General features: G+C 65.0%; 10 protein-coding genes and 2 pseudogenes. 3 read left to right on the top strand and 9 right to left on the bottom strand.

The genetic code is table 11. From position 1 onward, the window contains the following. Nucleotides 1–271 precede the first annotated feature (271 nt). A pseudogene (locus ABE454_RS05185) lies at nt 272–433 on the top strand (transposase); the annotation flags it as partial. A gap of 71 nt (nt 434–504) precedes the next feature. Here the strand turns inward: ABE454_RS05185 and ABE454_RS05190 are convergent. Together ABE454_RS05190 and ABE454_RS05195 are read right to left on the bottom strand one after the other, a co-directional pair. After that, complete coding sequence (locus tag ABE454_RS05190) at nt 505–1,887, bottom strand: sensor histidine kinase (protein ID WP_346529737.1); 1,383 nt, start codon at nt 1,885–1,887, stop codon at nt 505–507. Beyond that, nucleotides 1,884–2,579, bottom strand: a complete 696-nt coding sequence (locus ABE454_RS05195; protein ID WP_346529739.1) for a response regulator — start codon at nt 2,577–2,579, stop codon at nt 1,884–1,886. The genes ABE454_RS05190 and ABE454_RS05195 overlap by 4 nt, the downstream gene beginning before the upstream one ends. Before the next feature lie 138 nt (nt 2,580–2,717). Here ABE454_RS05195 and ABE454_RS05200 point away from each other — a divergent pair, with 138 nt between their 5' ends. Further along, nucleotides 2,718–3,839, top strand: a complete 1,122-nt coding sequence (locus ABE454_RS05200) for a hypothetical protein (RefSeq protein WP_346529742.1) — start codon at nt 2,718–2,720, stop codon at nt 3,837–3,839. Between the two features lie 58 nt (nt 3,840–3,897). On the opposite strand, the gene ABE454_RS05205 is transcribed toward ABE454_RS05200, so the two are convergent. The 7 genes and pseudogenes from ABE454_RS05205 to ABE454_RS05230 form a co-directional block, all read right to left on the bottom strand. Continuing rightward, the gene (locus tag ABE454_RS05205; protein ID WP_346529744.1) at nt 3,898–4,650 is read right to left on the bottom strand and encodes an energy transducer TonB family protein; all 753 of its coding nucleotides are present in this window, start codon (nt 4,648–4,650) and stop codon (nt 3,898–3,900) included. After that, on the bottom strand, nt 4,640–5,062 hold the full coding sequence (locus ABE454_RS05210; RefSeq protein ID WP_119412469.1) for a YbaN family protein: 423 nt from the start codon (nt 5,060–5,062) through the stop codon (nt 4,640–4,642). The genes ABE454_RS05205 and ABE454_RS05210 overlap by 11 nt, the downstream gene beginning before the upstream one ends. Continuing rightward, the gene (locus tag ABE454_RS05215; protein WP_346529746.1) at nt 5,046–5,636 is read right to left on the bottom strand and encodes a biliverdin-producing heme oxygenase; all 591 of its coding nucleotides are present in this window, start codon (nt 5,634–5,636) and stop codon (nt 5,046–5,048) included. The genes ABE454_RS05210 and ABE454_RS05215 overlap by 17 nt, the downstream gene beginning before the upstream one ends. Nucleotides 5,637–5,662: 26 nt before the next feature. Next, nucleotides 5,663–9,175 (bottom strand): TonB-dependent receptor domain-containing protein, encoded by a 3,513-nt coding sequence (locus ABE454_RS05220; protein WP_346529747.1) that lies wholly within the window; start codon nt 9,173–9,175, stop codon nt 5,663–5,665. Between the two features lie 242 nt (nt 9,176–9,417). Next, a complete protein-coding gene (locus tag ABE454_RS05225) occupies nt 9,418–10,128 on the bottom strand; it encodes a FecR family protein (RefSeq protein ID WP_233551900.1) in 711 nt (236 codons plus the stop codon). A gap of 183 nt (nt 10,129–10,311) precedes the next feature. Continuing rightward, nucleotides 10,312–10,464 (bottom strand): annotated as a pseudogene (locus tag ABE454_RS16160) (DUF4880 domain-containing protein); the annotation flags it as partial. 124 nt (nt 10,465–10,588) lie between these two features. Further along, nucleotides 10,589–11,092 carry a sigma-70 family RNA polymerase sigma factor gene (locus tag ABE454_RS05230; protein WP_346529748.1) on the bottom strand — a complete coding sequence of 168 codons (504 nt, stop codon included), beginning with the start codon at nt 11,090–11,092 and terminating at the stop codon, nt 10,589–10,591. A 375-nt stretch (nt 11,093–11,467) separates the two neighbouring features. On the opposite strand from ABE454_RS05230, the gene ABE454_RS05235 reads away from it, so the two are divergent. Next, on the top strand, nt 11,468–11,962 hold the full coding sequence (locus tag ABE454_RS05235) for a hypothetical protein (RefSeq protein ID WP_346529751.1): 495 nt from the start codon (nt 11,468–11,470) through the stop codon (nt 11,960–11,962). Nucleotides 11,963–12,382 lie beyond the last annotated feature (420 nt).

The following is a 12,382-nucleotide window of genomic DNA, read 5'->3' on the forward strand; positions in this document are numbered from 1 at the left end:
CCCGCCCAGTTGGGTGCCGCCGAACCGCAGGACGTTGCCGCCGCGATAGATCTCGACATACCGCGCGCTCAGCGGGTCGATCTTCTGGAAGTCTGAAAATCCGTCAGCGTCGGCGAACGGCACGCCATCCTAGGCGACCAGGACGCCACGCTGATGGTAGCTCTGCGAAATCCCGGAGCCTCGGATCAACAGTCGGGCTTCTTCGCCGAACCGCTTTTGGGCGAGCACGCCCGGGGCGTCACGCCTTGCATTCCCGAAATCCCGAACCGAACCCATCTGCTACGACAGACGCCGCTGCAAACAACGCAATCGCATTGAGATCATGTTCGGCAGACTTAAGGATTACCGACGCGCCGCCACCCACTACGACCGCTGCCCGACCGTTTTCCTCTCCGCCATAGCCCTCACCGCTAACGTCCTATTCTGGCTATGAGTCCTGAGCATAGAATGGCGCGCGACCGCTTGCATTTCGATGTCAGGTTTATGCCCAAGCCGTAACAATCACTAAACCTGACCGCCTTGTCGGATCGGCAGGCGGAATATTGCGGCAAGACCGCCACCATCCCTTTGTTCGAGCCAAATCTCGCCGTTGTCGATCCTGGCCAGTTCACGGCCAACCGAGAGACCTAGCCCTACGCCGCCCGTGCCCCGGCTCCTTGAGCCTTCCAGGCGATAGAAGGGCTCGAACACCTTCTCGAGATCTTGCGTCTCCAACCCCGGTCCACGGTCAAGAACGCGCACGATCGACCATTCCTTATCTGCGCCGATTTCCACGACGACGTCTTCGCCGTATCGTAGAGCGTTGTGGACTAGGTTGAGCAGAACCCGTCGGACACGTTGGGGGGCAGCCGTCGCCTCGGCCTGTGTCTTGACGCTCAGCGAAACTGAGCCCGGCGCGAACGTGTCGAGGACCTCCTCGGCCAGGGCGGCCAGATCGACTGGTTCTGCCCCGGCCGCATCGCCCGCCTGGACCGCCGCATAGTCTAGAATTTCCGAGATCATCGCGTCCATGCGCGCAATGTCCCGAGCCATCCGGTCACGTGCGGACGGCGGGGATTGTTCGGCGCGAAGACGCAGGCCAGTCAGCGGCGTGCGCAGGTCGTGCGCCACGGCGGTCAGCATGCGCATGCGCTGGATCAACTGGCCCTCGAGTCGGGCGCGCATCTCGCTCAATGCGGCGGCGACCGCCGTGACTTCTCGAGGCCCCTTGGAGAAATCCAGATCGGTTGATCGGTCGATCTGAACCTGTTGGGCTGCCAGGGCCAAGGCGCGAACCGGGCGCGTCAGCCGGCGCGCAGCCCACCAGGTGATCGGCGCGATCAGCAACAGGCTGAGGCCGAGCATGAGCGCCAGGCGGGCGATCCAGCGCTCCATGGCGCGTTCCGCTGGCCGGATAACCACCCACTGTCCGTTGGGTTGACGCCAAGCCGCCTCGAACGCCGACAGGCTGAAGTCCGGAGACATCAGAGCCGCGCCTGCAATGGCGTTGACGTTCGCTGGAGACAACGTCGACCGACGCGCGACGGACGCTTGTCCCGTCGTCTTCAGTGTCACGCTGGACTGAGATGAAATTGGCGCTAAAGCGGCGTCGAGGCGGACGCGAACCCCGCGAGTGTCGTCGCCCAGCGTCGCCGCGATCCCGGACGCCAGAAGCGCTCCTGTGCCCGCCGTCGTCTCGAACGGGGCCTCGCGCGCCTCCACCCGTCTCCAGCCTTCTTGGCGCGCGATCGCCGGATCCTGAAACGCCTGAGCGACCCGTGCCGGGCTCATCCTGGAGGGGGTTGGAGGCGGCGTGAGCAGCACGACCGCAACGCTGATCGCCTGAACCAGCAGAACAATCGCCAGCGCCAAGGCGCCGATCTGGAACAGGATCGACCGAGGGGTCAATGGCGCCTTACCGGCACGATGAACCGGTACCCCTCCCCTCGCACCGTCTCGATGAAGCGGGCGGCGGGTCCGAGCTTCCTGCGCAGACGGCTGATCGCCAGATCGATCGACCGGTCAAAAGTGTCGGCGCCGTTTTCATCGAGCCAATCCAGAAGTTGGTCCCGTGACATCAGCCGACGCGGCCGGTCAAGGAAGATACGGAGTAGCCTATGATCTCGAGCCGTCAAGGCGACCGCCTCGCCTTCAGGCGAAAGTAGCAGCCGATCATCGATGTCCAAGGTCCAGCCCTCGAAGGTCAGTCTGCGGGTTTGCCCGGCGGTGTCGAGTGCGCCCCCGCGCCGGAGCACCGACCGCACGCGCGCCAGCAGTTCGCGAGGATCGAACGGCTTGGCGAGATAATCCGAAGCGCCCAGCTCCAAGCCTACCACCCGGTCCACCGTCGAGCCGAGCGCGCTGAGCATTAGGACAGACTGGCCGTCACGCGCCAGCCTACGACAGATGGAGAGCCCGTCTTCGCCCGGCAGCATCAGGTCGAGTACGATCAGATCGGCGCGCTCGTCGTTCAGCTGTCGATCCATCTCCCGGGCATCAGCAGCTCCGCGGACCGCGAAACCTTGGTTGGACAGGTATTCGCACAGGGCATCACGGACGCTACGGTCATCATCTACCACGATCACGGCGGGCGGCGCCATTGGGTCTCCTGAAGGCATGAGGCCAGACTGGTCAGTTCGTGTAGCCGGTTTGTGTCCGTCCTTCGTCATACCGACAAGATCGGGACATTCGGCGCTGCGGTCGAGAGAGCCATCTGAGCCTCAACATACGGAGGCTTCATGTTCAGATTTCACACCACCCTCGCCTGCGGCGCGATCGCCCTGGCGTCCCCCGCGGCAGCCGACGACCTGTGCGCCAAGGCGCTGACTGCCTTGGGCCCCAGTGCGGCGCCCCTAGCCTGTACCGGAACGCCAGCTGGTATCGCCATCGCTCCCGACATTGAACGCGCCGACCGCCTGTCTCGACTGGGCGAGGCGGGAGAAGCCCGTTTCAAGACCTATTTCGGGCGAGATACGCCCCTTTACGTTGTTCTGGAAGCAACCGAGCTGGCCGGCGCGCCCAACCCCAAGGCCGCGCTGGAGGCGGTGGGATTTGAACGCGTGTTGGTCTGGTCATCTCAGGAGGAGCATGTTCGCCAGATCACGGCCGCCACTCGAGCTAGCGCGGAGGCGGCGGCTCGGCGTCAGGGTCTGGATGAGGCCAAGATCGCCGCTGTTGCCGACCAAGCGGTAGCCGCGCGTCGACCGGGACGGCTGACGCTAGACGCACGGGAAGCCCAGGTCGTGCCGCACGAGCTCGGACACGGCTGGTTCGTCAAGGCGTTCTGGCCCGACTATCAGCCCGCCGCACAGGATCACTATGGAGGTCCTGGACCCGATTGGCTCGACGAGATCGCCGCCATGCTGATGGAGGACGGCGACGGCGCGGAGGAGCGGCGGAAGGTCTTCCGAGCGGTCTATCAAGGGCGCGCTGGCGGAGCTCTGTCAACCTTCCCCGTCGCGAATCTCATTGATCTGCCGAGGTTCCTGAGCCGGGAACACCCCGCTCAGGCTAGCCCGGATATCCGGCCCGACGATATGCCGGCGGGAGGCGCGGTGGGCATGCGGATAATCGACTCAAACGACCCGGAGGCGATGACGAGAGTTCTGGAGGCCGCACTCTACTACCCCCAAGGCCGCATGTTCGCCGATTTCCTGCTGGATCGAACGGGCGCCCCCCAAGTGTTCAAGGCCATCGCCGAGGCCTTGGCCCAAGGCGACAGCTTCGAAGACTGGCTGAGCATGCAGGGATCTACGCACCAGCTCCCGGAATCGATGGTGGGACTCGACACCGCGTGGCGGGAGTGGCTGACCGTGCGTTTCGGCCCGCCGTCGGCTGGGCCATCTCAGGACATCGGTTGAGCGCTCACCGGCGACATTGAGGCAGGTCAATGAAAGCTCACATTCCGCGTTCAAGCCATCATCGCCCTCGCGTGTAGAAGTCGACCGGGACGGTCAGGGTGATGCGCTCGCCACGCGTCTCGGGCGGCGGCGCGGGCAGCGGCTGGGCGCGCTGTAGCAAGGCCAGGGCTTCGCGATCCAGAGCGGGATGACCCGAGCTGCGCTCCAGTTTGGAGGAAAGCACCCTACCCTGCCGGTCCATGATGAAATTGACATAGGCCACTCCCTGAAGGCGCCGTGCGCGCGCTTCGGCCGGATAGCGTTTGCGACTTTCCAGATGAGCCAGAATTCGGCCTTCCCATGTCTGGGCGGCAGAGGATGCAGAGGCGGCGGGCGGAGCGTCACGGCTGGGCGGCGCCATGGCTTCTGTTGACGGTTGGGTCTGGGCCGCGCTCTCAATGCGAGGCGTCGTTTGGGGCGCCGTCAGCGGTTCGACGTCAGCGGCAGCGGCGACCTGAAGGCGAGGTTGTATCCGAGGCTTGGGAGAAGACTGCTGGGCAACCGCCTCGGCCTGCATCGGACCGGGCGGGCGCTCGGACAGCGGGCGCGGCGGCGCCTGGAAGCGCACCAGCTCAACCTCAAACACCTGCTCAGGCGGCAGGACCACGGGCGGACGCGCAGCCCATAGCCCGCCCGCCACGACCAGAGGCGTAACGTGCAGCAAGACCGAGGCCGCAACGCCCACGCCCCACCGCCGCCGGCGACGAGATCGGGCGCCGCTTCGAACCTCGGCGCCGCAGGGCGCTGCAGCAGTCGTCAGGTCAAACGCCATCCTGGCCTCCCGGCGACGGGCGTGAAGCCACGAAGACCGCGCAGGCCGTCATAGCGACCGCTACCGTCAGGCCCAGCCAGAGACCAGGTCGAACCACCAGCCAGAACAGACCAAAACCCACCGCCATACCCAGACAGGCGGCGATCTTGGCCCGGCGCGGCACAGCGCCCTCGGCCCGCCAGGCGCGCAGGGTCGGCCCGAACCGAGGGTGGTTCAGAAGCCAGGCCTCCAGCCGTGGCGACGATCGCGTAAAGCAGGCGGCGGCCAGGATCAGGAAGATGGTCGTCGGCATCAGCGGAACGAAAGCTCCGATGAAGCCCAGCCCGACAAACATCAGGCCAAGAGCCAGCCACCCCGCTCGCATGGGTCGCCAGCGCCCCGGCATGGTCGTGACCTCAGCTAAGCGCGGCATTGGCCAGGGACTGAACGCGCGCGAAGGCGGCGTTGGCGCCAGCGACGGCGCGATCCTCCTCTTGCGCAGACAGTTTGGCGGCGTCCAGCGCTGCGGTGAAGGCGCGCCAGTGAGCCGCCGGTCCATCGCCGGACGGCGCCAGATGCCGGGCGCCGTGGTCGTCGGACAGCCCCAGCTTGGCGGCCTCCTTGCGCAGCAGCGCCGCGCCGAGGTTCGAACCTTCTGCCACGTAGAGCCAGCCCAGCGCCGTGGCTGCGTCCACCGGCTGACCGGGCTGGAACACCGGCGGCGTCTCGACCGGCGGCGTGTCCCGTCCCAGATCCGCCAGGTCGGCCGCGATCAGCGCCAGACGCCGACGCTCGGGCAGGCCCGGCAACAATGCAATCAGGCCTGCGTCGTCATAGAGGGCGTCGATGTCGCGGTGAAACGTCCACTGCACCCCGGCGAACCGGCCATACCCCTCAAGGCTGTCGAAAGACGACGCCTCCATGATCGACTTGTCCAGCCGGTCATGAACCTCATGCGTCAGGGCCTTCAGCCGCTTGGACCGGGGCAGATCAATCGTATCGGTCATGGATTAAACTCCTACTGGGGTGCGGGTCAGAAGCGGTAGCTAAGGCCGATGCGGACCGTGTGCAGATCCGCGTCCGAACGGACCTTGCGGCCCTCGGCGATGTTGATGGTGCCGGGACCGGATTTTGAAACGCGCACGCGCTCTCCGGTCACAGGGTCGCGGACAAAGCCATCGAACGAATAGGCCAGACCCACGCCAGCGCGTGCATCCTCATATTCAAACGTCTCGCGCCCGAAGTTGGCGTAGTTGTATTCGGCGCGCAGCGACCAGCGGTCGTTGAGGGCCCGCTCGGCCCCAACGCCAAGCACGGCGCCGGTTCGGACATGGCGGTCCTGCTCGGTGAAATAGTGTTCGAGTGGCAGGCCGCCGGGCGAATAGCTGCTGATGCCGAAATCAGTTCGGCTTGTGGGCGGCGTCGAGCGGTACTGGCGACGAGTCTGGGTTTCGTTCATCCAGCCCACGCCTGCGGTCCCGTAGACCAGGTTCTGCCCGAACGCGTAGCCCAGCTTGCCGTGCAGCGTGACCAGCCGATCCCACTTGTATCGGGTGTCCGATTCCAGGATGCCCGCCGCACGAAGGGACGCGACGCTGGGGCTTTCGCCCGAAGTGGATGAGACAACCACCCCGGACCAGGCCGCCAGATCGCCCGTCGATATGTCGCTGCCCACACCCACGACGACATTGTTGGCGAACTGGTAGTTATAGCCCGCGCGCACGCCGCCGATGAAGTTACGGATCTTCTCGTCAACGCGGCTGCCGTTGTCGATATCAGCAGGCTTGCCGGCCGTATCGGTCACGCTGCCCTGGTTGCGGCCGGAGCCGTAGCCGAAGTCCAGTCCGACATAGGGGCCGGTCCAGTCGACAGTCTCGGCATCGCCTGCATCGTTGAACCAGTCGCCGATCGACAGGCCGCCGCGCGAGCCGAAGGTCTGGGACAGGCCGATGCGGAATGTGCGGCCGGGCGCCGGGATGAAGCCCAGACTCATCGGCTCCGTATAATAACGGTCCGTCAGATTATCGACGCTCCAGTTGATCGACAGGCCGTCATCCACCTTGAAGCTGCCGGTCAGGTCGACCAGCGTATAGGGATGCCATTCGACAGCGGTGATCAGCGGCAGATAGCCGGTTGTCGGCTTCTCGGCGCCGATGGAGCGTTCGCCCATGTAGGTCACGCGCGCGCCGATCGTCGCCCGATCATTCAGGAACTTCTGATTGACCGACAGATTGGCCGACCAGTCGGGCGGGATGTAGTTGGTGGCGTAGTCCGAGGCCAGCGAACTGGCGATGCAGCTTTCGCCCGGACGACAGAAGCGGATGCTGTCGTAATAGGTGACCCCGGCGTCCAGGCTGAAGCCGCCCGACTTGTAGCTGAGATTGCCTTCCAACCCCCGGAACTGCGCCCGGTCGATGTTGTACATCTGCATCGAGCCGAGCTGCAGGATGTAGCGACGCGAAATATAGCTGTCGATGTCGTTGTCGAACCAGACCAGCTTCAGGCCCAGTTCGTCGTCCGCCTTCAGAACATCGTTGCGGATGTAGTTGGCGCCGATTTCCCAGTTGCTCGCCGTTTCCTTGTGCAGGTCGGGATTGGCCACCATGAAGAAGTTGGTGGTCGCCTCCAGCAGCGAGGGCAGTCGCGCGGCGTGCTTGTAGTTGGCGAACAACTGCAGACCGTCCAACGGCGTCGCCACCGCGCCGAGCGACCAGTTGAAGGCGTCCTCGTCGCGCTTCAGGCGGGCGCCGTGGTGGACCGTGCCGGACTGGCGGTCTTCCAGCGTGTAGTTCTGATATCGCACGCCTGCGGTCAGGCGCAGCCATGACGTCGGATCCAGCGCCGTATCTGCGAACAGGCTGTACTCGCTGCGGACGCCTTCACGTCCCGGCGGAATGGCCGTTCCAGCGGCCCACGCGCCGTCCGGTCCCGCCTTCTCATGCAGGTAGGAGACGCCGTAGTCCGCAGAGAGTTGGCCGAGCGGTGTCGCCAGCCTCGAAGCATTGCCGACGTCCGCGCCCCAGCTGTCGACATAACGGCGCGCTGGGTCGGAATTGTAGAACGAAGGCGCGCTTTCCTTCAGCCTGGATACCCAACCGTTCAGCTTCAGATCAATCAGGTCGCTGTCCGGGTTCCAGCGGTGCCGCGCTGTGAAGCGATCCAGGTCCGTCTTGGAGAAGATCGTGTTCTGGAACACCGCCCCCGTCGTGCTGGCGAGCGTCCCCGGATAGTTTTCGCCGAACGTGCTGCGATAGCCGCCATAGCCCAGTTCCAGCACATGGTCCGGAGCCGGACGGATCACCGCCTTCAGCAGCACGGACTCTGTCTCGCTGGAGGTGTTGTAAACTTCTTCGCCGCCTACGAACGGCGTTGAGCCGTGCATGTCGTAGAAGGCGACCGCGCGTTCGCAGAGCTGGCGCAGCACGGTCTCGTTCGTGCCTGCCGCGCAGAAAGGCGAAGGCGTCCCGGTCGCCTTGGGCGCGTATTTGCCGCTCGCGCCGGCAAAATAGTTGCCAGTGTTGCGGTAGGAATAGCCTGCAAGCAGGTCCACCCTGTCGCTCTTGCGCGCCAACACCAGGCTGGCCGAACCGCCGCCGGGCAGCAGGAAGCCCGGCCTTTCACGGCCGCGCGTCGCGGCAAGCGGATCGCCGTAGAAGCTGAGCGGCTCAAGGATGTTTCGCGTCATGTTCGAGTTGGGCGTCGTGTTGTTGCCCGACAGGGACGCCATCAACCGGATCCCCATGACGTCGCCCTCGGGCACGATGTCATCGACGCCGAGGGTCTTCATCGAAACCGATCCGCCGATCCCGCCCGCGATCGCATTGCCCATCGAAGGGCCCTTTTCGATGGCGATATGGCTGATGAAATCCGGGTCGACGAAGCTGCGGTTGCTGGTCCCCTGATAGCCGCGATAGACGGTCGTTCCGTTGATCGCCCCATCAACCGTTACCGGCACCCGGCCCTGGCCCTGCATGCCGCGAATATTGACGTCCAGGCCGCCGCTGCTGCGCGCCTCGCCTGAAATAATGCCGGTGGCCCCGCGCAGCATGTCGGCCGGAGCCTGCGCCGGATAGGCTTCCAACTGGTCGCGGTTGATCACGCTGACCGATCCCGGCGTCACATAGACGGAATCGCCCGCTCCATCCCAGCCCGCAGCGCGCCCGTTGCCGGCTCCAGATCCGGTGTCGGCGCCTCCGCCCTCGACCCGCACCGCGCCCAGTTGGATTATGCCCGGCTGCGCCTGTGGCGCGCGCTCAAGGGTGACGACATTCCCGCTGATGCGATAGGTCAGACCTGTGCCGACCAGCAAACGGCCAAGGGCCTCTCGGGGGGTCATGACGCCTGCCGCCGATGCAGAAGCACGACCGCTCGCCAGGGTTGCAGGCACGCTGACCTGCAGGTTCGCCTGACGGCCGAAGACCGCCAACGCAGAGGACAGCGACTGGGCCGGAATATCGAAGCCGCGCTGTTCATCGCGCGCTTGGGCCGCAACAGGGTCGGTCCATACCAAGCCGGAGATCGTCGTCGTCGCCAGCAATGCGCTCATCCACAGCGCGCGCCGCCTGGCTTGGCCCCCATCGGTCATCATCAATCGTCCTTCCGTCAAAACCACTCGATGAGGGACGCGACCGACATATTTGCAAACGCGATGCAAATGCAGATGCCCTCACCTCATATCGACGGGCGAGACGAGAGTTTTTTCGCCAAATAATGAGCCGAGATCACAGCGACGGCATGATTTTGCTTAGTTTACAGACAGTTGCCGGACGAAAAATCTTTCGGGACCACTCAGCCGTCAGACAGTATCAGCAGCCAGGGCGTGATCTGGGTGACGCGGCCGCCATGGGCCTTGGTCAAGGCGCCCATGGCCCCGGCCGTATCCTGCAAATCATAGATGCCCGTGACGCGCCGCCCGGCAAGCGCGCCGGGGCGCACCAGAATTATGCCGCGATGCCAGGGACGCAACGCGTCCACGACTTCGCTCACTGACCGATCCTGGACCGCAAGCCGTCCGTCACGCCAGGCCCCGATCAGTTCGAGCGGCGCCGTCCCGCGCAAGGCCTTCCCTGCTGGATCGACTGAGACATTCTGACCGGCGACGAGCCGTTCCGAGATGGTGCGGCCGGTCCTTGCGTCGTCGACCCGGACAATCCCGTGTCCAACCGCGACGCGGGTGGCGCCGTCGGTCAGCCCGACCTCGAAAGCCGTTCCGATGTCGGTCGTCTCGACATTGCGTGCGGTGACCCGAAATGGCCTTGGGTCATCCTGCACATCGAACCATGCCTGGCCTCGAAGCAGGCCTATCCGCCGCTCCGCCGAGGAATAGTCGATGCTGACGGCGGAGCCTGGCGACAGGCTGATGTGGCTTCCATCCGCCAGCGTCATCGTGCGCAGTTCGCCGGTCCCGGCGATCGCGTCGGCCTGCCAACGCAGAACGGCTTCGGGCGCGGCGAGGACGACGACGAGCGCCGCCGCGACCGCAGACAGGGCCGCCGCCATAGGCGCCCGGCCTTTGCCTGGGGCTCGGCGCCCCTCGGCTCTCATTCCATACGCCGGCCGGGGTCTACGTGCGCCAGGGATCGAAGAGATCGGAGCGGCTTCGCGCCTTTCGCCTAACCTCGCCCAGTGCTCGGAATGGAGCGGGCTGGCCTCGCCTATCCCGGCATAGATCCGGGCGCTCTCTTCCCAGGCCCTGGCCCTGACCGGGGCTGCGGCGCGCCATTGATCGAAACGCGCCCGCGTCTCCAGATCCTCCGGCGCCTCCCGCAGGGCAATGATCCAGTCCAGAGCTTCAGCGTCGGCGCGCATCCGGTCCGAGTCAGAAGCTTCAGTCATCCCAGTCTCCTCCCCCGGCTCGCGTCAAAACAGATATCCCTGTCGCCCGGACTTCACGGGCGCCCCTTGATATTGACTGTCTAGCCGTCGCTTTTTTCGGTAATCCGCCAGGCATCAGTACGGGTCACCGCAGCCGCGAACGGCAGTGGGCGATGCCTGTCACGACCATCTCATGCGCGACCGTAACGGACACGCCCAGCTCGACGGCGATCTCCCGCAGCTTCGCTCCCCCGAACCTGTGCATTTCCACCGCGATCCGGACTCGTTCGGGCAACTCGGCAAGGGCGGCCTCCAGCCGGATCAGCTCATCGCGCGAAAGGGCGATCTGTTCCGGCGTGGGCTGATCGGCGGCCATTTCGTCGAGTGCGGCCTGACCATCCGGAGCAAAAACCTCGCCGTCCCGGCGCGACCGCCATAGCCGATCTATCGCCAGATTGCGGACGATCCGCGCAAGATAGCCGCCTGGGCTCGCCAGATGCTGCTTCCTGGCCATCTCGCCAAGGCGCAGATAGGCTTCCTGCACCACGTCTTCCGCATGATCCCGGTTGCCCGTGATCCGACTCGCATAGCGGATGAGGTTGCGGCGCTGGCCTTCAAACTCTTCGTGCTGATGCCGGGTCCGCCCCACCTGAATCGCCTTGCGTGCGGTGCCCGCCCACTAGAGCGACGCTTAAACTGACATTCGCTAAAATTTGCGAATGATTTGCAACTGATAAACATCGAGCTAAGCCAGTGCAAGGGCGGGCACAGAACTTGCCACATCGCCCGCCAGCACCGAGCGGCACGCAACGCTATTGTGTTCTGACCCTCAGCCTATAGCGCGGCTCGCCAAAGACGCGCCCGGGATCGGTCTGACGACGGCCACTGGGGTCAGGTCGGAGACGGACCGGACCCCGAGCTGATCGTCGCGCCCGCCATGGTGCGCGAGGCGATCCGCTACATGCTGAACAATTATCGTCGAGGCGATTTCCACGATTCCCAACTTGGCCCCGGGATGCGCCGCTTGAAGGCCCGCATCGCGGACCGGCGCGGCGCCCGCTTCACGGCCGTGGTGGCCGAGGCGCTGTCGGAGCAGGGGTGGACGGTCGAGACCGAGGTCAAGATGACCAAGTTGCTGAAGCGATCCCTGGACCGCAACTACGGCGACATCGACGTCCTAGCGTGGGATCACCGGACCGGACGAGTTCTGATCGTGGAGTGCAAGGACGTCCAGTATCGCAAGACCTTCGGCGAGGTCGGCAAACAGCTGGCGGATTTCCGGGGCGAGACCCGCGCCAACGGCAAAGGGGACTATCTGCGTCTTCACCTCGACCGCGTCGAGGTGGCCCGGCAGGCCATCGACGAGGTGGCCGACTCCCTGAAGCTGCCGAACCCGCGGATCGAAAGCCATCTGGTGTTCCGCAATCCGGTGCCCATGGCCTTCGCCCTCGACCACATGAGGGCGCTGGTCACTCTGTGGACCCTCGACGAGGTGAAGATCTTGACCCCCGACGAATGACACCGCTCCCTTCGCAAACCGCTAGATGTACGGTGCAGGCCCGGACGCGAGCGCGGCAAACCGACTTCGTTAACCGCCAAGCAGGGGATTGCTCTGCCGAGCACGGGTCCTCTCCTAACCGGATCCATGAGTCACAGTTCGGACGCCATAAATGCAGGTTCTAGTGCCCTAAGGCGGACCTTCCGAAGTTCGGCAATGAGTCAAACTCGGCCCTCAGGTGACGTCTCCAATGCGTCAGAAACCCGCATTGCCCAGCCGCTGGCCACCGGACGTTCACCACATGGGCAACAAGATTGGCTTTCCGACACAGCGCGCCCTGTATCAGGTCGCGTTCGCCTAGCGCAGCCGCGACTTGCGCCTCATTCATCTCCTGCACCCCAATGCCGGAGAGGGCGTCCCACGCGAGCCACTTACAGACAA

The sequence above is a fragment of the Brevundimonas diminuta genome (assembly GCF_039673845.1).
Lineage (GTDB): Bacteria > Pseudomonadota > Alphaproteobacteria > Caulobacterales > Caulobacteraceae > Brevundimonas > Brevundimonas diminuta_E.

Coding starts and splice junctions, on each gene's coding strand:
- ABE454_RS05195 (WP_346529739.1), bottom strand. CDS start 2,579: ATGGCGCCGCCCGCCGTGATCGTGGTAGATGATGACCGTAGCGTCCGT.
- ABE454_RS05200 (WP_346529742.1), top strand. CDS start 2,718: ATGTTCAGATTTCACACCACCCTCGCCTGCGGCGCGATCGCCCTGGCG.
- ABE454_RS05205 (WP_346529744.1), bottom strand. CDS start 4,650: ATGGCGTTTGACCTGACGACTGCTGCAGCGCCCTGCGGCGCCGAGGTT.
- ABE454_RS05210 (WP_119412469.1), bottom strand. CDS start 5,062: ATGCCGCGCTTAGCTGAGGTCACGACCATGCCGGGGCGCTGGCGACCC.
- ABE454_RS05215 (WP_346529746.1), bottom strand. CDS start 5,636: ATGACCGATACGATTGATCTGCCCCGGTCCAAGCGGCTGAAGGCCCTG.
- ABE454_RS05220 (WP_346529747.1), bottom strand. CDS start 9,175: ATGAGCGCATTGCTGGCGACGACGACGATCTCCGGCTTGGTATGGACC.
- ABE454_RS05225 (WP_233551900.1), bottom strand. CDS start 10,128: ATGGCGGCGGCCCTGTCTGCGGTCGCGGCGGCGCTCGTCGTCGTCCTC.